General features: G+C 71.8%; 20 protein-coding genes. 11 read left to right on the top strand and 9 right to left on the bottom strand.

All coding sequences use genetic code 11. From position 1 onward, the window contains the following. Nucleotides 1-100: 100 nt before the first annotated feature. Together radA and NH2_RS03165 are read right to left on the bottom strand one after the other, a co-directional pair. On the bottom strand, nucleotides 101-1516 hold the full coding sequence (gene radA, locus NH2_RS03170) for a DNA repair protein RadA (RefSeq protein ID WP_067647929.1): 1416 nt from the start codon (nucleotides 1514-1516) through the stop codon (nucleotides 101-103). A gap of 87 nt (nucleotides 1517-1603) precedes the next feature. Beyond that, the gene (locus tag NH2_RS03165) at nucleotides 1604-2305 is read right to left on the bottom strand and encodes a copper chaperone PCu(A)C domain-containing protein (RefSeq protein WP_067647926.1); all 702 of its coding nucleotides are present in this window, start codon (nucleotides 2303-2305) and stop codon (nucleotides 1604-1606) included. 358 nt (nucleotides 2306-2663) lie between these two features. On the opposite strand from NH2_RS03165, the gene carD reads away from it, so the two are divergent. From carD to NH2_RS03135, 6 genes are all read left to right on the top strand, one after another. Beyond that, entirely contained in the window at nucleotides 2664-3152 is a 489-nt protein-coding gene (gene carD / locus NH2_RS03160) for an RNA polymerase-binding transcription factor CarD (RefSeq protein WP_067647923.1), read from the top strand. 17 nt (nucleotides 3153-3169) lie between these two features. After that, nucleotides 3170-3853 (top strand): 2-C-methyl-D-erythritol 4-phosphate cytidylyltransferase, encoded by a 684-nt coding sequence (gene ispD / locus NH2_RS03155; RefSeq protein ID WP_067647921.1) that lies wholly within the window; start codon nucleotides 3170-3172, stop codon nucleotides 3851-3853. 2 nt (nucleotides 3854-3855) lie between these two features. Next, nucleotides 3856-4338, top strand: coding sequence for a 2-C-methyl-D-erythritol 2,4-cyclodiphosphate synthase (gene ispF / locus NH2_RS03150; protein ID WP_067647918.1), 483 nt, complete (start codon nucleotides 3856-3858; stop codon nucleotides 4336-4338). A 177-nt stretch (nucleotides 4339-4515) separates the two neighbouring features. Then, entirely contained in the window at nucleotides 4516-5919 is a 1404-nt protein-coding gene (cysS, locus tag NH2_RS03145) for a cysteine--tRNA ligase (protein ID WP_067647915.1), read from the top strand. Next, nucleotides 5919-6896 carry a 23S rRNA (guanosine(2251)-2'-O)-methyltransferase RlmB gene (gene rlmB, locus NH2_RS03140; RefSeq protein ID WP_067647913.1) on the top strand — a complete coding sequence of 326 codons (978 nt, stop codon included), beginning with the start codon at nucleotides 5919-5921 and terminating at the stop codon, nucleotides 6894-6896. Before cysS ends, rlmB begins: the two co-directional genes overlap by 1 nt. A gap of 40 nt (nucleotides 6897-6936) precedes the next feature. Next, nucleotides 6937-7215, top strand: a complete 279-nt coding sequence (locus tag NH2_RS03135) for a hypothetical protein (protein ID WP_067647910.1) — start codon at nucleotides 6937-6939, stop codon at nucleotides 7213-7215. 189 nt (nucleotides 7216-7404) lie between these two features. Here the strand turns inward: NH2_RS03135 and NH2_RS03130 are convergent, their stop codons facing one another. The 7 genes from NH2_RS03130 to kstR form a co-directional block, all read right to left on the bottom strand. Next, nucleotides 7405-8211: an enoyl-CoA hydratase/isomerase family protein gene (locus NH2_RS03130; RefSeq protein ID WP_067647906.1), complete on the bottom strand. Its 807-nt coding sequence runs from the start codon at nucleotides 8209-8211 to the stop codon at nucleotides 7405-7407. Nucleotides 8212-8278: 67 nt separating this feature from the next. Then, nucleotides 8279-9448, bottom strand: coding sequence for an acyl-CoA dehydrogenase family protein (locus NH2_RS03125; RefSeq protein WP_067647903.1), 1170 nt, complete (start codon nucleotides 9446-9448; stop codon nucleotides 8279-8281). A gap of 76 nt (nucleotides 9449-9524) precedes the next feature. Beyond that, complete coding sequence (locus NH2_RS03120; RefSeq protein ID WP_067647901.1) at nucleotides 9525-10403, bottom strand: metal ABC transporter permease; 879 nt, start codon at nucleotides 10401-10403, stop codon at nucleotides 9525-9527. Beyond that, the gene (locus NH2_RS03115; RefSeq protein WP_067647898.1) at nucleotides 10400-11290 is read right to left on the bottom strand and encodes a metal ABC transporter ATP-binding protein; all 891 of its coding nucleotides are present in this window, start codon (nucleotides 11288-11290) and stop codon (nucleotides 10400-10402) included. Before NH2_RS03115 ends, NH2_RS03120 begins: the two co-directional genes overlap by 4 nt. A 7-nt stretch (nucleotides 11291-11297) precedes the next feature. After that, entirely contained in the window at nucleotides 11298-12185 is an 888-nt protein-coding gene (locus tag NH2_RS03110; protein ID WP_084505177.1) for a metal ABC transporter solute-binding protein, Zn/Mn family, read from the bottom strand. A 130-nt stretch (nucleotides 12186-12315) separates the two neighbouring features. Next, nucleotides 12316-14886 (bottom strand): trehalose-phosphatase, encoded by a 2571-nt coding sequence (otsB, locus tag NH2_RS03105; protein ID WP_067647892.1) that lies wholly within the window; start codon nucleotides 14884-14886, stop codon nucleotides 12316-12318. A gap of 290 nt (nucleotides 14887-15176) precedes the next feature. Further along, the gene (kstR, locus tag NH2_RS03100) at nucleotides 15177-15824 is read right to left on the bottom strand and encodes a cholesterol catabolism transcriptional regulator KstR (RefSeq protein WP_067647889.1); all 648 of its coding nucleotides are present in this window, start codon (nucleotides 15822-15824) and stop codon (nucleotides 15177-15179) included. 119 nt (nucleotides 15825-15943) lie between these two features. Here kstR and NH2_RS03095 point away from each other — a divergent pair, with 119 nt between their 5' ends. The 5 genes from NH2_RS03095 to NH2_RS03075 are packed head-to-tail and all read left to right on the top strand — an operon-like array spanning nucleotide 15944 to nucleotide 21696. Beyond that, nucleotides 15944-18088, top strand: a complete 2145-nt coding sequence (locus NH2_RS03095) for an acyl-CoA dehydrogenase family protein (RefSeq protein ID WP_067647886.1) — start codon at nucleotides 15944-15946, stop codon at nucleotides 18086-18088. A 14-nt stretch (nucleotides 18089-18102) separates the two neighbouring features. After that, a complete protein-coding gene (locus tag NH2_RS03090; RefSeq protein WP_067647883.1) occupies nucleotides 18103-19167 on the top strand; it encodes an acyl-CoA dehydrogenase family protein in 1065 nt (354 codons plus the stop codon). Next, nucleotides 19152-20324 (top strand): acyl-CoA dehydrogenase family protein, encoded by a 1173-nt coding sequence (locus tag NH2_RS03085; protein ID WP_067647880.1) that lies wholly within the window; start codon nucleotides 19152-19154, stop codon nucleotides 20322-20324. The genes NH2_RS03090 and NH2_RS03085 overlap by 16 nt, the downstream gene beginning before the upstream one ends. Nucleotides 20325-20368: 44 nt before the next feature. Next, the gene (locus NH2_RS03080; RefSeq protein ID WP_067647877.1) at nucleotides 20369-21304 is read left to right on the top strand and encodes a bifunctional MaoC family dehydratase N-terminal/OB-fold nucleic acid binding domain-containing protein; all 936 of its coding nucleotides are present in this window, start codon (nucleotides 20369-20371) and stop codon (nucleotides 21302-21304) included. Then, entirely contained in the window at nucleotides 21301-21696 is a 396-nt protein-coding gene (locus NH2_RS03075; protein WP_067647874.1) for a MaoC family dehydratase, read from the top strand. The genes NH2_RS03080 and NH2_RS03075 overlap by 4 nt, the downstream gene beginning before the upstream one ends. The last annotated feature ends 1 nt before the right edge of the window (nucleotide 21697 follow it).

Below are 21697 nucleotides of genomic sequence, written 5' to 3'. Positions count from 1 at the left end.
AGGTCGGGCGGCGGCTCAGGATCGCCGCCGGTCAGCCGTCCTCGGCCGGCGAACCGGGCGCTGTGGCGTGGTCGGTCGGGGCGAGGCCGGCCCCGGGTACTCAGCCCACCTCGGCGGGCGCGGCCGACCGTACGGGATCGGCGGAGCGCGAGCGCCGGAGCCCGGCCAACCGCAGCGCCGAGCGCACATCCGAGACCTCGTGCACCTTCATCCCGGTCTTCCCGGCATCGAAACCGGGCGGCACCAGCGCGGTGCCGAACCCGAGCCGCTCCGCCTCGGCCAGCCTGCGCGCGGCATTGGTCACCCGCCGCACCTCGCCCGCCAGCCCGACCTCGCCGAGGATCACCCACCCCGGCGGCAGCGCGACATCCCGCGCCGCGCTCGCCAGCGCCAGCGCCACGGCCAGATCGGCCACCGGCTCGACCAGCCGCATCCCGCCGACGGTGGCGGCGTAGACGTCCTGCTTGCCCACGTACACCCCGCAGCGGCTCTGCAGCACCGCCAGGATCATCGAGACCCGGTTGTAGTCCAGCCCGCTCACCGCGCGCCGCGGCGCGGGCGCCTGGGTGTCGACGGTGAGCCCCTGCACCTCGCTCACCAGCGGCCGCTTGCCGTCCATGGCGACCGTCACCGCGGTGCCGGGCACGGTGTCGGTGCGGTGGTGCAGGAACAGCCCGGACGGGTCCGCCACCCCGACGATGCCGTCGTCGTGCAGTTCGAAGCAGCCCACCTCGTCGGCGCTGCCGAAGCGGTTCTTGAGCCCGCGCACCATGCGCAGCGTGGTGTTCTTGTCGCCCTCGAACTGCAGCACCACGTCGACCAGGTGCTCCAGTGTGCGCGGGCCCGCGACGCTGCCGTCCTTGGTGACGTGCCCGACCAGCAGCACCGCGATCCCGCTCGCCTTGGCCAGCGAGGTGAGCGCCGCGGTCACCGCGCGCACCTGGCTGACGCCGCCGATCACGCCGTCCTCGGCCGGAGCGATCATGGTCTGCACCGAGTCCACCACCAGCAGCGTCGGCCGCACCTGCTCGACGTGGCCGAGCACCACCGCCAGATCCGACTCGGCCGCCAGGTAGACCCGCTCGTGCACCGCGCCGGTGCGGTCGGCCCGCAGCCGCACCTGCCCGGCCGACTCCTCCGCGGTGACGTACAGCGAGCGCTCGTCGCGCACGGCTGCCCAGCGGTGCGCGACCTCGAGCAGCAGCGTCGACTTGCCGACCCCGGGCTCGCCGGAGAGCAGCACCACCGAGCCGGGCACGACGCCGCCGCCGAGCACCCGGTCCAGCTCGGCCACGCCGGTCGAGCGCGCCCTGGTGACGGTGGAGTCGATGCTGGAGATCGGCGCCGCCGCGGTGCTCGGCAGCATGGCCCTGCGCGCGGCCGGGCCTGCCGCCGCGATGACCGGCACCGCCTCCTCGACGGTGCCCCACGCTCCGCACCCCGGGCACTTGCCCACCCATTTCGCCACCTCGTGCGAGCACGCGGAGCATCGGAAGGTCGGCTTGAGTTTGGCCACACCGGCACCTTACGGGCGGGTGCCGACAGGCGGCGGAACGCCGACGGCCGCCGCACCGGAGGGTGCGACGGCCGCCGGGAGTACGGGTCAGTGCCCGCCCGAGCCCTCCGCGGCGGGGCCGGACAGCTCGGAGAGGTGCCGGTCGACGGAGAGCCCGGCGTCCACCGGCACCGAGACCTGCACGGTGCCGTTCTCCCTGAAGTTGAACGAGACGTTGTAGGTGAGACCGGGCGCGATCGGCCTGGTCAGCCCGGTGATCTCGATCTTGGCCGGCTTCGCCTCCGGGTCGGTGCCGAGGGCGGGGGCGCCCTCGGTGTCGAGGCCGGGCACCGCGGTGCCGCTGGGGGCCGGAGTGGTGGTCGGAGCCTCGGTGGTGCTGCTCGCGGCGCCGCCGTGCCCGCCGGGGCTGTGCGCCTCCTCGGCCGCCGCGACCTCGCCCGCGGCGACGACGGTCCCGCTCGGCCCGATGACGACCCGGCTCTGCCCGGCGGGCGGGGTGATCCGCACCGGGCCGAGGTCGGTGGTGATGCTGGTCAGCTCGTCGGTGACGGTGCTGCTGTTGTTGACGATGGAGAGCGCGAGCGTCGCCGAGCCGCCGGCCTGCAGGGTCTGCGTCTCCTTCGGGTAGACGATGTGCACATTGAGCAGCGAGAGCTGTCCGACCTCGGCGTGGTTGCCGTTGATCGCGGCCTTCTGATCGGCGGTCTGCGAGATCTGTCCGGCGCTGCACCCGGTGAGCGCCAGAGCGGCACCCGCTGCCAGCGCGGCACAGGCAGTCACAGCTTTCATGGCAATCACGGGTTGTCCTCCATGTCGACCGGGCTCGTCCCTCGGGGGAGAGTACTAACTAGGCAGCGTAGTAGTCGAGATTCCGGCGCCGTGCGGGGGGCGGCGCTCCGAGCCGGACACGGGGCACCCGGCATCCGTTCGGTAACGGTTCAGCGACCGGTGCGGCGGGCCGTCGGTGGCCGTGGTCACGGCGCACGCTCAGGTACTGGCGATATAGCCTACGCGCACAACAGAATGCACACCCGTTCTCGCCTGTCAACCCCTGTGGTCTGCCCGTTGTGGCCCTGACCTGCACAGTTGATCGCACCGTTATCGAGCCGCATGTTAAACTGTGAACATCGAAAGGGGCACGGGACACATGATTTTTAAGGTCGGAGACACCGTCGTTTACCCCCACCACGGAGCGGCGCTGATCGAAGCAATCGAGACTCGCACCATCAAAGGCGAGCAGAAGGAGTATCTGGTCCTCAAGGTCGCACAGGGCGATCTCACCGTTCGAGTCCCCGCGGCGAATGCCGAATATGTCGGCGTCCGGGATGTTGTCGGGCAGGAAGGCCTCGATCGAGTCTTCCAGGTCCTGCGCGCGCCGCACACCGAGGAGCCGACCAACTGGTCCCGCCGCTACAAGGCCAACCTGGAGAAGCTCGCCTCCGGCGATGTGAACAAGGTGGCCGAGGTGGTGCGGGATCTCTGGCGTCGTGAGCAGGACCGCGGTCTTTCCGCCGGCGAAAAGAGGATGCTGGCGAAGGCTCGCCAGATTCTCGTGGGCGAGCTGGCACTGGCCGAGGGTACCGACGGCGACAAAGCCGACACCATTCTCGACGAGGTACTCGCCGCGGCTTCCTGACCGCGAGCACGCATTCTGTGAACAACGCCGACCGCGTCGTCGCGTTGGTGCCTGCCGCCGGCCGGGGTGTGCGCCTGGGTGAAACTCTGCCCAAGGCGTTCGTCCCGGTCGGCGGCACGCCCATGATCAAGTTGTCCGTCGATGGGTTGATCGCCTCCGGGGCGGTCGACGGGATCGTCGTGATGGTCCCGCCCGAGCTGGCAGAGAGCGCCGTTGCCCTGCTCCCCGGCTCGGTGCGGGTCGTCGTCGGCGGCGCCGAGCGCACCGATTCGGTGCGCGCCGGGCTCGCCGCCGCGGCCGATGCCACGCACGTCCTCGTACACGACGCGGCCCGCGCCCTCACCCCGCCCGACCTGGTGCGCCGCGTGGTCGCCGCGCTGCGCGCCGGGCACGACGCCGTGATTCCCGCGCTGCCCGTGGTGGACACCGTGAAGAGCGTCGATCGCGATGGCGTCGTCACCGGCACCCCCGATCGCGCGGGGCTGCGCGCCATCCAGACCCCGCAGGGCTTCGCCGCCGAGCCGCTGCGCCGGGCTTACGCCGATCCGGCGCTCAGCGCCACCGACGACGCCGGGCTCGTCGAGCGGCTCGGAATTCCGGTGCACACCGTTGCGGGTGATCCACTGGCATTCAAGATCACGACTCCGCTGGATCTGATTCTGGCGGGCGCGGTGCGCGCGGGCGAATGGCAGGCGGTGTGACAATGCGGGTCGGAATAGGCAGTGACGTGCACCCGATCGAGCCGGGTCGCCCGTGCTGGATGGCGGGATTGCTCTTTCCGGACGACGACGGTTGCTCCGGCCACTCGGACGGCGATGTCGCCGCGCACGCGCTCTGTGACGCATTGCTCTCCGCCGCCGGGCTCGGCGATGTCGGCGCGGTATTCGGCACCGGCCGCCCGGAATGGGCGAATGTCTCCGGGGCCGCGATGCTCACCGAGGTTCGCCGAATTCTGGACGAGGCGGGATTCGCGGTGGTGAACGCCGCCGTGCAGGTGATCGGGAATCGGCCCAAGATCGGGCCGCGCCGCGCCGAGGCGCAGAAGGTACTCGGTGCATTGCTCGACGCGCCGGTCTCGGTCTCCGGAACCACCACCGATGGGCTCGGGCTCACCGGCCGGGGCGAGGGGATCGCCGCGGTGGCCACCGCGCTGCTCGGACCGCGCCGTGCCGCGGCCGCCGGCTGAGATCGTGACGAGCCGGCAGCGGCGGCCGAGACAGCGCCACCGCCGCCGATCCGGACCCGCCGGCCGGCCACCGGGATCGCCCGGCCCGGCGTGCTCGGCGCGGAGCCGCCGCTCGGCGGCGTGTCGAGCGGAGCCGCCGCGACGGCGGGGATTTTATACCAGCTAAGATGAGCGCCCGTGACTCTGCGCCTCTTCGACACCGACACGCGGACCATGCGCGATTTCGCGCCACTGGTCCCCGGCCGTGCGTCGGTGTACCTCTGTGGCGCCACCGTGCAGGGTCAACCCCACATCGGCCACCTCCGCAGCGGCGTCGCCTTCGACATCCTGCGCCGCTGGTTGCAGGCGCACGGCAACGACGTGCTCTTCATCCGCAATGTCACCGATATCGACGACAAGATCCTGAACAAGGCCGCTGAAGCGGGCCGGCCCTGGTGGGAGTGGGCCGCCACGCACGAGCGCGCCTTCGACGAGGCGTACCGCACCCTCGGCGTGCTGCCGCCGTCGGCCGAGCCGAGGGCGACCGGGCACATCGGCCAGATGATCGAGCTCATGCACCGGCTCGTCGACCGCGGCCACGCCTACGCCTCCGACGGCAATGTCTACTTCGACGTGCTCAGCTACCCGCGGTACGGCGAGCTCTCCGGGCATCGCCTCGACGACGTGCACCAGGGCGAGAGCGCGGGCTCCGGTAAGCGCGACCCGCGCGACTTCACGCTCTGGAAGGCCGCCAAGCCGGGGGAGCCGAGCTGGCCGTCGCCGTGGGGCGCGGGCAGGCCCGGCTGGCACCTGGAGTGCTCCGCCATGGCCGAGTACTACCTCGGCGCCGAATTCGACATCCACTGCGGCGGCATGGATCTCATCTTCCCGCACCACGAGAACGAGATCGCCCAGTCGAAGGCCGCCGGTGATGGGTTCGCCCGCTACTGGCTGCACAACGGCTGGGTCACCATGGGCGGGGAGAAGATGTCCAAGTCGCTGGGCAATGTGCTCAGCGTGCCCAATGTGCTGAAGCAGGTGCGCGCCGTCGAGCTGCGCTTCTACCTCGGCAGCGCGCACTACCGCTCCAAGCTGGAGTACTCGGACAAGGCGCTGCACGATGCCGCCGCCTCCTACCAGCGCATCGAGTCCTTCCTGCTGCGGGTCGCCGAGCGCGGCGGCCCGGTGCCCGCCGGTGCCTGGACCGACGCCTTCGCCGACGCGCTGGACGAGGACCTCGCGGTGCCGCGCGCGCTCGCCGAGATCCACCACGTGGTGCACACCGGCAACAAGGCGCTGGAGGGCGGGCAGGCCGAGACGGCGCGCGAGCTGGCCGGGCAGGTCCGCGCCATGCTCGCCGTCTTCGGCGTCGACCCCTTCGACCCGCACTGGTTCGCGCCGAGCGATTCCGGCGCCGCCAGCGGCGCGCTCGACGTCCTGGTCCGCGCCGAACTCGACCGCAGGCAGCAGGCGCGCGCCGACCGCGACTGGGCCACCGCCGACGCCGTGCGGGATCGCCTGCAGGCGGCGGGCATCGAGGTCACCGACACCCCCGCGGGCCCCGAGTGGAGCCTCGGCGACGTGGCAGGAAAGGCCGACTGATGGCAGGCAATTCGCAGCGCCGCGGCGCGATTCGCAAGGGCAGCACGAAGAAGGGCGCCACCGTCGGCTCCGGCGGGCAGCGGCGGCGTGGGCTCGAGGGGCGCGGGGCCACGCCGCCCGCGGAGGCCAGGACCAAGCACCCGGCTGCCAAGCGGGCCGCCGCCAAGGCGAAGGCGGCTGCGCAGGGGCGGCCCGCCGGTAAGGGCGGACGGGCTCCCGCCGGGCGCAGGGGTGACGACGGGCCGGAGATGGTGCTCGGGCGGAACCCGGTCGTCGAGTGCCTGCGGGCCGGGGTTCCGGCCTCGGCGCTGTACGTGGCCGTCGGGACCGAGAACGACGAGCGGCTCACCGAGAGCGTGAAGATCGCGGCGGACACCGGGATCTCGATTCTCGAGGTGCCGCGCACCGACCTCGATCGGCTCAGCGCCAATGGGCTGCACCAGGGCGTGGCGTTGCAGGTGCCCGCGTACCGGTACGCGCACCCGGACGATCTGCTGCTGCGGGCCAGGGAGTCCGGTGGGCCCGCGCTGCTGGTGGCGCTGGACAATATCTCCGATCCCCGCAACCTCGGGGCCGTCGTGCGGTCGGTGGCGGCGTTCGGGGGTCAGGGGGTGCTGATTCCGCAGCGGCGCAGTGCCGGGGTCACCGCCGTCGCCTGGCGCACCAGCGCCGGGGCCGCTGCCCGGCTCCCCGTCGCCCGGGCCACGAATCTCACTCGGACGCTGAAGGATTGGGCGGCCCGGGGGATTCGGGTGGTCGGGCTGGATGCCGGGGGGACAACGACGCTCGACGACTTCGACGGGACCGATCCGACCGTCGTCGTGGTCGGCTCCGAGGGCAAGGGGCTCTCGCGGCTGGTCCGGGAGAACTGTGACGAGATCCTGAGCATTCCCATGGCGGGGGATATCGAGTCGCTCAACGCGTCCGTCGCCGCCGGCGTCGTACTCTCGGAGATCGCGCGGCAGCGGCGGCGGTGAGGCAGCGGTAAAGCCGCTCCGGGGCCGTAGAATTCGACCAATGGTGATACCGAACCAGCCGATCGGGCAGCCGGTCGAGCATCCCAACGCCACGGCGATCCTGTTTCTCGGGGCGGTGAGCATCCTGTGCTGCGGGCTCGCCGGGCCCGTGGCGTGGGCGATGGGGCGGCGGGCCCTGGATCAGATCGAGGAGTCCGGGGGCGCCTACGGCGGCCGGGCCCAGGTGCTCGTGGGGTACGTGCTAGGGGTGGTGGGGACCATTCTGATGGTGATCATCGCGATTCTGTTCGTGTTGATCACCCTGGGGGGCAATGCTTGAGTTTGTCTGGCCGAGCTGCGCTCGGCGGGTTCGCGCCCCCAAGGCTCGCGTTCCGACGGTCGAGACTCGCGCCTGCGGCGCATGCGCTTCGACCGCCGGAACGCGAGCCGGCGCGAACCGGGGGTTCGTAAGACTCACCCCTGTGCGGGGTCGGGGGTGGGACGTTCCGGGGTGTACCGGTGGGGGGGGTTAGTCCAGGCCGGGGCGCGGCTTCGGGGCGTCGCCCCAGGTGGGCCACTCCTCGCTGAGCTTGCCGGTCCAGGCGGGGCGGCGCTGCTCCTTGAAGGCCGACATCGCCTCGGTGCCGTCGATGCTGCGCGCCACCTGCTGGTTGAGGTCGGTCTCCAGGCGGCCGACCATGTCGGGGGTCATGCTGAGGCCCTCCCAGAGCAGCCGCTTGGACAGCGCTACCGGAAGGGGGGCGGAGCCGCCCGCGATGTCGTGTGCGACGGCGAGGGCCGTCGGCAGCACCTCGCCGCCCGGGAGGCAGGCGTTGGCCAACCCCATGGCCTGCGCTTCTTCGCCGTCGAAGGTGCGGCCGGTGAGCAAGATGTCCGCGGCACTCGCCATGCCGACGAGCCTCGGCAGGGTCCAGTGGGCGGAGCCGTCGGCCAGGACGCCCCTGCGCACCTGATTCAGGCCGTAGATGGCGTCGCGGGCCATGTAGCGGAGGTCGCATTGCAGGGCGAGGGCCAATCCGATGCCGACCGCGTGGCCGTTCACCGCCGCTATCACCGGCTTGCGGACCTTCCACGGCGGCGGGTCCAGGGTGCCGCTGACCTCGCCGACCCGGCTGGAGAGATCCGCCCCCGCGCAGAACGCGGGGGGCGTGCCGGTGATCACCACCGCGCGGATGGCGTCCTCGGCGTCGCACCGCTGGAGTGCGGCGCCGAGTTCGGCGGCCATCGCCGGAGTGAAGGCATTCTGCTGGGCCGGACGATTCAGGGTCAGCACGGCGATGCCCGCGGAGACATCGACGAGCAGTTCCGAACTCATGTCATGCGATGTTAGCCGACGGCGGCGGCGGGAAACCGGGAGTCGGCGGGGTTGCCCGGAGATCGCCTCAGCGCAGGATCTTGCGGCCGATGGCGTACTTGTGCACCTCGGTCGGGCCGTCGTACAGCCGGAACGCGCGCATGTCGCGGAAGATCATCTCGACAACCGTCTCGTCGCTGATCCCGATGCCGCCGAGCACCTGGACGCAGCGGTCGGCCACCTTGAACAGCTCCTCGGAGACGTACGCCTTGGCGATCGAGCTCTCGTGCCGCGCCTTCTCGCCGCGGTCCATCAACCAGCAGGCGTGCCAGATGGTCAGCCTGCACTGGTGCAGCGCGATCTCATTGTCCGCCAGCAGGAACGACACGCCCTGGTGCTCGCCGATCGGCTTCCCGAACGCCGTCCTGGTCTTGGCGTGCGCGATGGCGATGCTCTGCGCCCGCTCGGCCGCGCCGAGCCAGCGCATGCAGTGCGTGAGCCGGGCCGGGGCCAGCCGCAGCTGGGCGTAGCGCAGCGCCTGGCCCGCCTCGCCGAGCAGCGCCGCCTTCGGCAGCGTCAGGTTCTCGAAGCGGACGACGCCGTGGCCTGCCACGTAGTTGCGGTCCATGGTGTTCATGGTCCGCTCGATCACGATGCCCGGCGTGCCGCCCTCGGTGAGGAAGAGCGTCGGCCCCTCCGGCAGGTGCGGATTCGGCGCGAGCCGGGCCATGATGATCCAGGTCTTGGCGCCGTTCGCGCCGGTGATCAGCCACTTGCGGCCGTTGATCGTGAAGTTCTCGCCGTCGAAGGTGGCCTCGGTGGCGAGCTGCGCCGGGTCCGAGCCCGCGCCGTCCGGCTCGGTCATGGCGAAGACCGAGCGCTGGTGCCCGGCGATCACCGGGGCGAGGAACCGCTGCACCTGCTCCGGGTTCGCAATCTTGCTCAGCAGGTACATATTGCCCTCGTCGGGCGCGGCGCAGTTCATCGCGACCGGGCCAAGCGTCGACCACCCCGCCGCCTCGTAGAGCACCGCCTGCTCGGCATGGGTGAGTCCGCGGCCGCCCAGCTCGACGGGGGCTTGCACAGTGAGCAACTGCTCCGCCCTGGCCAGCTCCACGAGTTCCTGCCGCAGCTCGTCGGTGGGGCCGTGCTGGGTGAGCCGCGGGTCGCGCTCGAACGGGACGATCCGCTCGATCACGAACCGCCGGACGCGGTCGCGCTCCGCGGCGAGGTCGGCGGGAATCTCGAAGTCGATCATTGCGCACCATTCGGTCGGAGGGGCCGGTGCGTCGAAGCATACGAAATCTGGCGCGTCCGACTGAAGGCGGTTGCCATCAAACCGCGGCGGGTACCGGACGCCTGCCCGAGCTCCGCCGCCCGACCACCCGGCACACCAGGTAGATGACGAACGAGATGGTGGTGACGAAGGTGGAGACCGGGACACCGGGTGCCAGCGAGAGCAGGATTCCGCCCACCGCGGCCACCTCGGCGAAGAGCACCGCGAGCACGGTGGCCCGCACCGGGCTCGCGGTCACCTGCGCGGCCGCCGCGGCCGGGGTGATCAGCAGCGCGAGCACCAGCAGCGCGCCCACGATCTGCACTCCGAAGGCCGCGGTGATGCCGAGCATGACGGCGAAGACCACCGAGAGCGTCCGCACCGGGACCCCGCGCGCCTGCGCCACCTCGGGATCGGTGCTGGCGAAGAGCAGCGGCCGGTAGATCAGCGCCAGCACCGCCAGCACCCCGGCGGTGCAGGCGACGAGCAGCGTCAGCCCGCTGTACCCGACGCTCACCACCTGCCCGGTGAGCAGCGAGAACTTGGAACCCGCGCGCTCGGGGCCGAGCCAGAGGAAGAGCACCGAGAGCCCGAGCCCGAAGGAGAGCACCACCGCGATCACCGAATCGCGCTCCCGCGCCCTGCTGCCGAGCACGCCGAAGAGCACCGCCGCGATCACCGAGCCGACGATGGCGCCGAGCCCGACGCCGATCCCGGCGAGCAGCGCGGCGGCCGCGCCGGTGAGCGAGAGCTCGCTGGTGCCGTGCACCGCGAAGGACATCTGCCTGCTCACCACCAGCGGCCCGATCACCCCGGCGAGCAGCCCGAGCAGCGCCGCGGCGAGCAGCGCCTGCTGCACGAAGTCGTAGCCGATGAGATTGGCGGTGGTCGAGAAGTCGAAGGTCTTCGAGAGCACATCGCCGAGCTTGTCGATCACCGGGAGACCCCGTTCCTGGTGACGCCGGGCCCGAACTCCTCGGCGCCGTGGCAGTGCGCGCCGGCGGTGCCGAGCGCGTCCATGGTGTCGCCGGTGCCGACCACCACCAGCCTGCCGCGCACCCGCAGCACCTCGACATCGGTGCCGTAGAGCTCGGAGAGCACCGCCGAGGTCATCACCTCGTCCGGGGTGCCGATCCGGAAGCGGCCGTTCACCAGGTAGATCACCCGATCCACCAGCGGCAGCACCGGGTTGATCTCGTGCGTCACGAAGAGCACGGCGGTGCCGCTGGTCCGCCTCCGGCGGTCGATCAGCTCGGCGACCAGCCGCTGGTTGGCCAGGTCCAGACTGAGCAGCGGCTCGTCGCAGAGCAGCACCCGCGGGTCGCCGACCAGCGCCTGCGCCACCCGCAGCCGCTGCTGCTCGCCGCCGGACATGGATTCCAGCGGGGCGCCCGCGTACCCCTGCGCGCCGACGTCGGCGATGGCGGCGCGCACCCGGCGCGCGCGCTCGGCGCGGTGCCGCAGCCCGAGCCCCCAGCGGTGCCCGTCCACCCCGAGCCCGACCAGGTCGACGCCGCGCAGCTGCACCCCGGCGTCGATGGTCTTCTGCTGCGGCACGTAGCCGATGTGCGGGTTGCCGGTGCGCGCGGGCGCGCCCGCGACGGTCGCGCTGCCCCGGCTCAGCGCGAGCTGCCCGAGCAGCACCTTGAGCAGCGAGGTCTTCCCTGACCCGTTCGGCCCGAGCACGACAACGAACTCACCCGGCGCCACATCCAGATCGAGCCCTTCCCAGAGGGTGCGCGAGCCGAAGGTGAGCCGGGCATCGGTGAGCCGGACGGCGGGCGTGATCGCCCGGTCGACCGGGACGCCGGATTCGGTGGTCATTCGGACCTCACGAGGAACTCACCGCCGTGGCGAGCGCCTCGGCGTTTGCGGTCTGCCAGGCGATGTAATCGACACCTTCGGGCAGGGTTTCGGATACCTCCAGCACCGGAATGCTGTTCTGCTGCGCGAGGCCGCGCAGGTCCCGGGTGATCTGCCCCTCGGTCTGCACGTTGTACACCAGCACGCGGACCTGCTTCCCGGTGAGCAGGTCCCTGGTGGCGGCGACGGCGGCGGGGGCCGGGTCGGTCTCCTGCTCGATCGCCTCCTGGAACTCCGCCGGAGTCAGGTCGCGCACCCTCGCGGCGCGCAGCAGATAGTAGGCGAGCGGCTCGGTCTGCAGCACCGGGGTCTCCGGGCGCTGGGCGGCGATCCGGTCGGTCACCGCGGTGATGCCCGCGAGCTTGCCCGTGAACTCGGCGGCGCGGTCGGTGTAGCCCTGCGCGTGCTCGGCGTCGAGCTTGCCGAGCTCGGCGGCGATCCGGTCGGCGACGGTGGCGACCGTGGTCACGTCGTACCAGACGTGCTCGTTCTCCTCGGTCTGGTCGGTGCGCACCGCGTAGGCGTTGACCGACGGGGTGTCGCGGCCGTCCAGCGCCTGCTCCACGAACTCGTCGTAGCCGCCGCCGTTGAAGACCACCAGGTCGGCCTCGGCGATGTGCGCGGTCTCGCCCGCGGAGGACTCGTGCGAGTGCGGGTCGGCGGAGGGGTCGGTGATCAGCGACTCGACCTCGGCGTCCGGCCCGGCGACCGCCGCGGCCACGCTGCCCCAGACATCGGTCGAGGCCACCACCGACGGTTTGCCGGAATCCTCGGAGCCGCCGCAGGCGGTGAGGGCGAATACCGTCGCCACGCCGACGGCGAGACCGGCGGTGCGGAGGAAGAATCGAGTGGCCACGGAGCTGCTCCTGCGGGTAATGGAAACCGTTTCCGTTTCACTTTAGCAGGGTGAACAACCCGCCGCGCCTCGGGTGCCGGGAATGCGCCGGGCCCGTGCGATCACCGATCGCACGGGCCCGGCGAACACCTCAGACCAGCACTTCCGCCTGCTGGCTCAGCAGCTGGGCGCAGCGCAGCAACCCGAGGTGGCTGTACGCCTGCGGGTGGTTGCCGAGCGATCGCTCGGCCACCGGGTCGTACTCCTCGCTGAGCAGCCCGGTCGGCCCGGCCGCCGCCACCAACTGCGCGAAGAGCGCCTCGGCGTCCGAGCGCTTGCCGATCAGCAGGTACGCCTCGACGAGCCAGGCGGCGCAGAGGTGGAAGCCGCCCTCGCCGCCGGGCAGCCCGTCGTCGTGGTGGTACCGGTACACCGTCGCGCCGCTGCGCAGCTCCGCCTCGGTGGCGACCACGGTGGCGTGGAAGCGCGGGTCGGAGGGGTCGATCAGCCCGGAGAGGCCGATGTGCAGGGTGGCGGCGTCCAGGTCGGTGCCGTCGTAGGCGGCGGTGTAGGACTGCACCTCGTCGTTCCAGCCCTTGGTCTTCACCTCCGCCGCGATGGTGTCGCGGAGCACCGGCCACTCGGGGTCGATCGGGCGGTCGAACTTCTGCGCCAGGGTGAGCGCGCGGTCGACCGTGAGCCACCCCATGACCTTGGAGTACACGTGGTGCCGCGGGTTGCCGCGGATCTCCCAGATGCCGTGGTCCGGCTCCTGCCAGCGCCGCTGCACCGCGGCGACCATGTCCTGCACCAGCTCCCAGTCGGCGTCCGGCAGGGCGCCGGCCGGGTCGGTGATGCCGTGCCTGCCGCGGGCGGCGGCGAGGTTGGCGATCAGGTCGACGATCGGGCCGAAGACGTCGAGCTGCACCTGCATGTTGGCGGCGTTGCCGACCCGTACCGGGCGCGAGCCCGCGTAGCCGGGGAGCTGGTCGATCACCGCCTCCGGGGGCAGCGTCTCGCCGTAGATGGTGTAGAGCGGGTGCAGCCGCTCCGGGCCGGGCAGCGTCTCCAGCACGCGGTGCACCCAGGCCAGGTAGGCATCGGCCTCGCCGACCGAGCCGAGCGAGACCAGCGCCTGCGCGGTGAGCGCGGCATCGCGCAGCCAGCAGTAGCGGTAGTCCCAGTTGCGCACGCCGCCGATGTCCTCCGGCAGCGAGGTGGTGGCGGCGGCCAGGATCGAGCCGGAGGGCGCGTGCACCAGCCCGCGCAGCGTGAGCGCGGAGCGCTTCATCAGGTCCGGCTTGAGCGGCGGCAGCTCCAGCCCGGCGGCCCAGCCTGCCCAGTACTGCTCGGCCAGCGCCCTTCGCTCCGGCTCCGGCGTCATGGCCGGGGTCAGATCCTCGGTGCCGCAGCGCAGTTCGAGCACGACCGGGGCGACCGCCGGGTCAACGACGGCGTAGGCGTAGTCGTGCGAGCCGTCGCTGCGGATCTCCCACTGCACGCCGGGCGAGCGCAGCACCATGGGGTCGTTGGTGCCGAGCACCCGCAGCCCGGCCGGCTCGGCCTCGATGCTCACCGGCACCTGCCCGAACTCGGGGCGCGGGGCGAAGGTGATCACGGCCTTGGCGGTGCCGGTGATGACCCGGGTCAGGTCGGTGCGGTCCGGCGCGACGTCGTGCGGCAGGTAGTCGACGACGCCGAGGCTGGCCCAGCGGGTGTCGACGGTCATGGTGCCGTCCACGTAGCGCTGCGAGAGCGGAAGGCCGGGGCGCTCGGGGGCGATGGTGAAGTGGCCCGCCTGCGGGCCGCCGAGCAGGTGCGCGAAGACCGCGGCGGAGTCCGGCTCGGGGTGGCAGAACCAGGTGACGGTGGCGTCCGGGGTGAGCAGCGCGACCGAGCGCGGGCTCGCCAGCATGGTCAGCCGCTCGATCCGCGGGGCGCTGGCCCCTGCCAGCCAGGTGCGGCGCTCGTCCAGCAGGAAGGCGAGGGCGCGGGAGACATCCTCGGTGCTCTGCACCCGGTACGCCGCCAGGCTCTCGCCGGTGCCGACCTTGATACCGACGTCCGGGCCGGAGAGCACGCGGAACGCCTTCTCGTCGGTGACGTCGTCGCCGAAGAAGACCGCGGCCGAGGCGCCCTCCTGGTGCCGGATGGTGTCCAGCGCCGAGCCCTTGTCGGTGGGCACCACCGCGAGCTCGATCACCTCCTTGCCCTCGGTCACCTGCACCCCGACCCAGCAGGCCGCGCCCTGGCGCACCTTGCCCAGCGCGCGCCTGCCCACCTCGGGGCTGGCATTGCGCACGTGCAGCGCGGAGCTGGCCGGCTTGTTCTCGACCGTGGTGCCCGGGTTCTCCTCGGCGATCGTGCCGAGCTCGGCCTGCACCTCGCGCAGCAACTGCTTGGCGTCGTTGTCGATGGCATGCACGAAGCCCACGTCGAACTCCGAGCCGTGGCTGCCGATCAGCTGCACCTCGACCGGGAGCCGGGAGAGCGCCGCCAGATCGCGCAGGGCCCGGCCGGAGATCACCGCGGCGGTGGTGCCGGTGAGCCCCGCGAGCGCGCGTAGCGCGTTCACCGATTCGAGGTGGGGAAACGCCTCCGCCGGGTCGGACACGATGGGCGCGATGGTCCCGTCGTAGTCCGAGGCCACCAACAGTCGCGGCACGCGCGCGACCGTCGACAGAGCACGGCGAAGTTCCAGTGGCAGATCCTGTGCGCTCACGCATCCAACCTTGTGATCGGAGGGGGATGATTCCGGGCGCGGGAAACAATACTGAATCGTCTGCGCCACGCCCACGCGCGTGCGGTGTTTCCGCCCGCGCCTCACGAACGCCGGTGTACGTGCGCGCGAACGCGGCGGATTCGCACTCGCGCTACCAGTGGTTGTACCCCGTAAACGGGGTCTTCGCACGGGGAGCCCTGTGCGTTCGCTCGCAGACTTCGCCGTCTCGGTTCCCGTCCCCACCCCATGGTCCTCGCCCCGGCACACTCCGCGCAACCGGGGTCGAGGGGTCAGATACTGCGCTCGCCGAGGAGCAGGTCGACGGTGAGTTCGAGGCGCTCGCTGACGTCGGTGGCGGAGGCGCGGCGGGTGAGCCAGGCGACCAGGTTGGAGAGCCAGACGTCGCTGATGACGCGGGCGACGGCGAGCTGGCGCTCGGTGGGTTCACCGTCGTTCATGGCGCGGGCGAAGACCCGGTCCATGACCTTGCCGACCCGGTCCACCTCGGCCGCCGCGGAGGCGTCGGCGAACATGAAGGCGCGGGTCATGGCCTCGGTGAGCAGCGGGTCGCGCTGCATCATGCGGGTGATGTTGGTGAGCAGGGCGTGCATGCGCTCCTGCGGCGAGCCGCCGGAGAGCGGCTTGCGCTTCCCCTCGAACTGCTCGAACTCGCGGGCCAGCGCGGAGACCAGCAGGTGCACCTTGGACGGGAAGTACCGGTAGAGCGTGCCCACCGCGACGTCGGCGCGCTCGGCGACGGCCCGCATCTGCACCGCGTCGTAGCCGCCCTTGGAGGCCAGCGCCAGGGTGGCGTCCAGGATCCGCTTGCGCCGCTCCCGCTGCGCGGCCGAGCTGAGCTCGTCCTCGCTGAGGGTCGTGACCGGTCCGGTACGCGGCGCGCCCGGGTCGGCCTGCTGCGATCGCGAGGGACTGGCCATCGATGAACGTCCTTTCCGGGCACTCTGCTGCGCTCCGGGCCTGCTCTTGACTTCCGCCCGGCACAGATATTAGAACATGTTCTAGGTGTGGCAGTCACGCCGGAAAGGCGGTCAGGAGTGTGACCATCGCCACCACTGACGAGCACAAAGCCGTCCAGGAGTCGATGCGCGCGTGGTCCGGATCGGTCCGGCCGATTGCAACGATGCGCTCCGGCGAGGCCGGCTTCTGGCGTGGCTACTGGCCCGCGCTCACCGATCTCGGCATCTTCCGGGTCGCGGTCGCCGAGGAGGCGGGCGGCGCGGGCGGGTCGGTGACCGATCTCGCGGTGCTGATCGAGCAGGCCGCGCACGATCTCGTCGGCGGCCCCGTGCTGACGACGGCGGTGGCCCAGCTGGTCACCGCCGGCGCATTCGACGAGGAGCTGCCCTGCGGACTGGCGCTCGACGGCATCGGCGGCGCGGAGCAGAGCCTACCCGCCGCGCCGGGGGAGGCGTCGTTGACGGGGGTCTGGGAGACGGTTCTCGGCGCCACCCCGGATGCCGCGGTGTTGCTACCGGTCGCCGCCGAGGACGGCGTGCGCTGGGTGCTGATCCCGCCGGACACCGCCGGGCTCCGGGTCGAGCAGCTGGACTCCGCCGACCCCGGCTCGCCGCTGGCGCGGGTGCACCTCACCGACGTCGCGGTGCCCGCGGAGCGGGTCTTCCGATCGCCCTGCGCGGTCGGCGATCTGGTGCTCGCGCTGGCCGCGGCGGAGCTGGCCGGGATCACCGGGTGGTGCCTGGAGACCGCCGCAGGCTACGCGCGGACGCGCACCCAGTTCGGCAGGCAGATCGGGTCGTTCCAGGCGGTCAAGCACATCTGCGCGTGGATGCTCTGCCGCACCGAGCTGATCCGCGCGGTCGCCGCCGACGCCGCCGCCGCGGTGGACGAGGGCGGGGCCGAGCTGCCCATCGCCGCCGCCATCGCGGGTGCCATCTCGCTGGACGCCGCCGTCGAGACCGCGAAGGACTGCATCCAGGTGCTCGGCGGGATCGGCTTCACCTGGGAGCACGACGCGCACTTCTACCTGCGCCGCGCCCTGCTGCTCAAGCAGTTGCTCGGTGGTGGCGAGCACTGGCGCGCCCGGGTCACCGAGCTGACCCGCGCCGGGCACCGCCGCACCACCGGCGCCGAGCGCATCCTCGCGGCGGACGGCGTCGCGGAAACGGCACCCGGCGGCGAGCTCGCGGCCGAGGTCGCCGCCATCGCCGCGCTCCCCGCGGACGAGCAGCGCACCGCACTGGCCGAGGCGGGCATGATCATGCCGCACTGGCCCCGCCCCTACGGCCGCGCCGCCGATCCCATGACCGCCCTGATGATCTCGGAGGAGCTGCGCCGCGCCGGCGTCACCGTCCCCGACCTCACCATCGGGGGCTGGGCCGTGCCCACCCTCCTCCAGCACGGCTCCCCAGCGCAGGTCGAGCGGTTCGCCTGGCCCACCCTGCGCGGCGACGTCGTCTGGTGCCAGCTCTTCAGCGAGCCCGAGGCGGGCTCGGACCTCGCCGCCCTGCGCACCACCGCCAAGCGCACCGAAGGCGGCTGGATCCTGCGCGGCCAGAAGGTCTGGACCTCGCTCGCGGACCGGGCGAACTGGGCCATCTGCCTGGCCCGCACCGCCCCCGACGCCCCCAAGCACAAAGGCATCTCGTACTTCGTGCTGAAGATGGACTCGCCCGGCCTGGAGATCCGCCCGCTGGTGCAGATCACCGGCGAGGCCAGGTTCAGCGAGGTCTTTCTGGACGACGTCTTCGTCCCGGACGACGGCCTGGTCGGCGCGCTGGACAACGGCTGGAAGATCACCCGCACCACGCTCTCCGCCGAGCGGGTCGCCATGAGCGGCAGCGGGATCGGCGCCGCGCTGGAGGAGCTGGTCGCGAAGCTCCCGGCCACCGGCCCGGGCGCGGAGCTGCGCAACGACAAACTGGGCGCCCTGATCTCCGACGCCATTGCTGGATTGCTGCTGGAACAGCACGCCGCCGTGCGGATGCTCACCGGTTCCGACCCATCGGCGCAGAGCAGTGTGCGCAAACTGGTGGGTGTACGGCATCGCCAGGCGGTCGCGGAGTTCGCGGTCGAGGTGGCGGGCACGGTGGGCGCGCAGGAGACCGCTGAGGTCAAGGAGTTCCTGCTCACCAGGTGCCTCTCCATCGCGGGCGGCACCGAGCAGATCCTGCTGACCGTGGCCGGTGAGCGGATCCTCGGGCTGCCGAGAGAGCAGACGTAGGGACGGGGACGAACGTGGATTTCACCAGGGACGAGAGTCAGGACGCGATCGCCGAGGTGGTCGTGAGCCTGCTGGAGCGCAACGCCGCGCGGGACATGGAGCTGTGGCCGCGGCTGGTCGATTCCGGCCTGCTCGCGGTGCCGCTGCCGGAGAAGCTCGGTGGTGCGGGCATGGGGCAGGCCGAGGTGTCGGTGCTGCTCACCGAGCTGGCCACCGACGCGGTCGCGGTGCCGGCGCTGCCGACGCTCGGCTTCGGCGTCGTGCCGCTGCTCGGCGCGCTGCCGGACGAGCCGGCGGAGCGGGTCTTCGGCGCGGTCGCGGAGGGCGCGATTCTCACCGCCGCACTCAGCGAGCAGGCAGCGCCGTTCACCGTCAAGCCGGAGACCACCGCCGTGCGCGAGGGCGGCGAGGTGCTGCTCACCGGGCACAAGGTGGCGGTGCCGTACGCGGCGGAGGCGCGCTGGCTGCTGATCCCGACCGACGCCGGGATCGCGCTGGTCGAGGGCGATACCCCCGGCCTGGAGCTGGCCCCGAGCCCGGCCTCCGGCGGCAACCCGGAGGCGACGCTGCGGCTGTCCGGCGTCCGCATCCCGGAGGCGCAACTGCTCACACTGCCGCTGCCGGTGCTGCACCGGGCCGCGGTGGCCGCCATCGGCTCGGTGGCGGACGGGTTGCTGCGCGGCGCGCTGGCGCTCACCGCCGAGCACGTCCGGGTGCGGCACCAGTTCGGCAGGCCGCTGGCGCAGTTCCAGGCGGTGGCCCAGCAGATCGCCGATCTCTACGTGGTCTCGCGCACCGTCGGCGCCGCCGCGCAGTCCGCGAACTGGGCGCTGGCGCAGGACGACTCGAGCCCGGAGCACCTGGAGCGGATCGACGACGACCTCGAGGTGCTCGCGTACACGGTCGCCTCCGAGCTACCCGCCGCCATGCAGAAGTGTCACCACCTGCACGGCGGGCTCGGCGTGGACATCACCCACCCCATGCACCGCTACTACTCACAGGCCAAGGACCTCGCCCGCTGGCTCGGCGGCGCGTCCTTCCGACTCGATCGATTGGGGGCCAGATGTACATCGACCTGACCATCGAGCAACGCAGGCTGCGCGCCGAGCTGCGCGCGTACTTCGCCGACCTGGTGACGCCGGAGGAGCACGCCGAGATGGCGGTGAACCGGCACGGCGACGCCTACCGCGCCGTCGTCCGCCGGATGGGCCGGGACGGCCGGCTGGGGGTCGGCTGGCCCAAGGAGTACGGCGGCGGCGGCTTCGGCGCCGTCGAGCAGCAGATCTTCTACAACGAGGCGGTCCGCGCCGACGTCCCGCTGCCGCTGGTCACGCTGCTCACCGTCGGCCCGACGCTGCAGAGCTACGGCACCGAGGAGCAGAAGCGGAAGTTCCTGCCCGGCATCCTCTCCGGCGATATCCACTTCGCCATCGGCTACTCCGAGCCGGACGCCGGCACCGACCTCGCGGCGCTGCGCACCGGCGCGGTCCGCGACGAGGCCACCGGCGACTGGGTGGTGAACGGCCAGAAGGTCTACACCACCGGCGCGCACGAGGCCGACTACATCTGGCTGGCCGCCCGCACCGGCAGCGCCGAATCGCGGCACCGCGGCATCACGATCCTCATCGTGGACACCGCCGACCCCGGCTACTCGTGGACGCCGATCATCACCAGCGACGGCGCGCACCACACCAATGCCACCTACTTCGACAATGTCCGGGTTCCGGCCGGGATGCTGGTGGGCGAGGTGGACCGGGGCTGGCGGCTGATCACCACCCAGCTCAACCACGAGCGGGTGGGGCTCGGCCCCTCCGGCAAGATCGAGCAGCTCTACGACCGGGTCTTCGCCTGGGCGCGGCCGCGCGGCGTGCTCGGCAAGCCGGACGTGCAGCGCTCGCTGGGCCGGATGCACGCCATGGTGCGGCTCAACGAACTGCTGAACTGGCAGGTCGCGGCGGCCGCCGACCGCGAGGACGCGGACCCGAACGACGTGATCGCCGATGCCTCGGCCACCAAGGTGTACTCCACCGAGGCGCTGCAGGAGGCGGGCAGGCTGGCCGAGGAGATCGTCGGCAGCCACGGCGACCCGGCCGAGCCCGCCACCGCCGAGCTGCTCACCTGGCTGGACCGGCGGACCAAGCAGAACCTGGTGGTGACCTTCGGCGGCGGTGTCAACGAAGTCATGCGCGAACTCGTCGCCTCCTCGGGGCTGAAGCTGCCCCGGGTGCCCCGCTGAACAGCGCCGCCGCGCCCGCCAGCATCGACCGGAAGGAGCCGCGCGTGGCAGAGTCCAGCGCACCGGAGGCAATCCGTGCCGCCGCCGAGGAGATTCGAGCCAGGGGCGAGTCGGCGCCGCGGGCCGGGCGCGATCCGGTGAACCGGCCCATGATCAACAACTGGGTCGAGGCGATCGGCGACCGCAACCCGATCTACGTCGACGACGCCGCCGCGCGCGCCGCCGGGCACCCCGGCATCGTCGCCCCGCCCGCCATGGCCCAGGTCTGGACCATGCTCGGGCTGAGCGGCGAGCGCCCCGCCGACGACCCGATGACGGCGACCAACGAACTGCTCGACGCGGCCGGTTTCACCTCCGTCGTCGCCACCAACTGCGAGCAGACCTACCACCGCTACCTGGTGCCCGGCGAACAGGTGACCGTCACCAGCAGGCTGGACGAGGTGGCCGGGCCGAAGCGCACCGGGCTCGGCGAGGGCTGGTTCCTCACCTACACCATCACCTGGCGGGTCGGTGACGAGGTGGTCACCGAAATGCTGTGGCGGCTACTGAAATTCGCGCCGGGAACCGCGAAACCCGCGGTAGACGAGGCGCAGCGGGTCAAGCCGCTGGTCTCCCAGGACACCGAGTTCTTCTGGGCCGGAACGAAGGCGGGGGAGCTGCGCATCCAGCGCAAGCCGGACGGCACCCTTCAGCACCCGCCGATCCCGGCCATCTGGCAGGACAAGACCGAACCGGTCGACTACGTGGTGGCGAGTGGCCGCGGCACGGTGTTCAGCTACGTCGTGCACCACGCGCCCAAGGTGCCCGGCCGTTCGCTGCCCTTCGTGGTGGCGTTGGTCGAGCTGGAGGAAGGGGTGCGGATGCTCGGCGAACTACGTGGCATCGAACCGGATCAGGTGACCGTCGACCTGAAGGTCGAGGTCGGCTTCGAGCAGCTCGACGACGACACCGTGCTTCCCTTCTGGCAGGTGCGCGCATGAGCGTCGAGGTCGGTACCGTGCTGCCGGAGTTGGCGATTCACGCCGATCCCACCTTCGTGATCAGCACCGCGCTCGCCACCCGCGATTTCCAGGACGTGCACCACGACCGGGACAAGGCGGTGGCGCGCGGGTCGAAGGACATCTTCGTCAATATCCTCACCGACACCGGGCTGGTGCAGCGCTTCGTCACCGACTGGGCCGGGCCGCAGGCCATCGTGCGCTCCATCGCGCTGCGCCTCGGCGTCCCGCTGTACGCGGGCGACACCCTGACCCTGCGCGGCGAGGTGACCGCCGTCGACGGCGACGAGGTGCACCTCGCCGTGACCGGCAGCGACTCGCTCGGCGACCACATCACGGCGAAAGTCGTCATCACGAAACGGGATTCATCATGAG

This window comes from Nocardia harenae NBRC 108248 (genome assembly GCF_001612885.1).
In the GTDB taxonomy this organism is placed as follows: domain Bacteria; phylum Actinomycetota; class Actinomycetes; order Mycobacteriales; family Mycobacteriaceae; genus Nocardia; species Nocardia harenae.
This window is presented reverse-complemented; position numbering and strand designations above follow the sequence as displayed.

Coding starts and splice junctions, on each gene's coding strand:
- NH2_RS03165 (WP_067647926.1), bottom strand. CDS start 2,305: ATGAAAGCTGTGACTGCCTGTGCCGCGCTGGCAGCGGGTGCCGCTCTG.
- carD (WP_067647923.1), top strand. CDS start 2,664: ATGATTTTTAAGGTCGGAGACACCGTCGTTTACCCCCACCACGGAGCG.
- ispF (WP_067647918.1), top strand. CDS start 3,856: ATGCGGGTCGGAATAGGCAGTGACGTGCACCCGATCGAGCCGGGTCGC.
- rlmB (WP_067647913.1), top strand. CDS start 5,919: ATGGCAGGCAATTCGCAGCGCCGCGGCGCGATTCGCAAGGGCAGCACG.
- NH2_RS03135 (WP_067647910.1), top strand. CDS start 6,937: ATGGTGATACCGAACCAGCCGATCGGGCAGCCGGTCGAGCATCCCAAC.
- NH2_RS03130 (WP_067647906.1), bottom strand. CDS start 8,211: ATGAGTTCGGAACTGCTCGTCGATGTCTCCGCGGGCATCGCCGTGCTG.
- NH2_RS03125 (WP_067647903.1), bottom strand. CDS start 9,448: ATGATCGACTTCGAGATTCCCGCCGACCTCGCCGCGGAGCGCGACCGC.
- NH2_RS03115 (WP_067647898.1), bottom strand. CDS start 11,290: ATGACCACCGAATCCGGCGTCCCGGTCGACCGGGCGATCACGCCCGCC.
- kstR (WP_067647889.1), bottom strand. CDS start 15,824: ATGGCCAGTCCCTCGCGATCGCAGCAGGCCGACCCGGGCGCGCCGCGT.
- NH2_RS03085 (WP_067647880.1), top strand. CDS start 19,152: ATGTACATCGACCTGACCATCGAGCAACGCAGGCTGCGCGCCGAGCTG.
- NH2_RS03075 (WP_067647874.1), top strand. CDS start 21,301: ATGAGCGTCGAGGTCGGTACCGTGCTGCCGGAGTTGGCGATTCACGCC.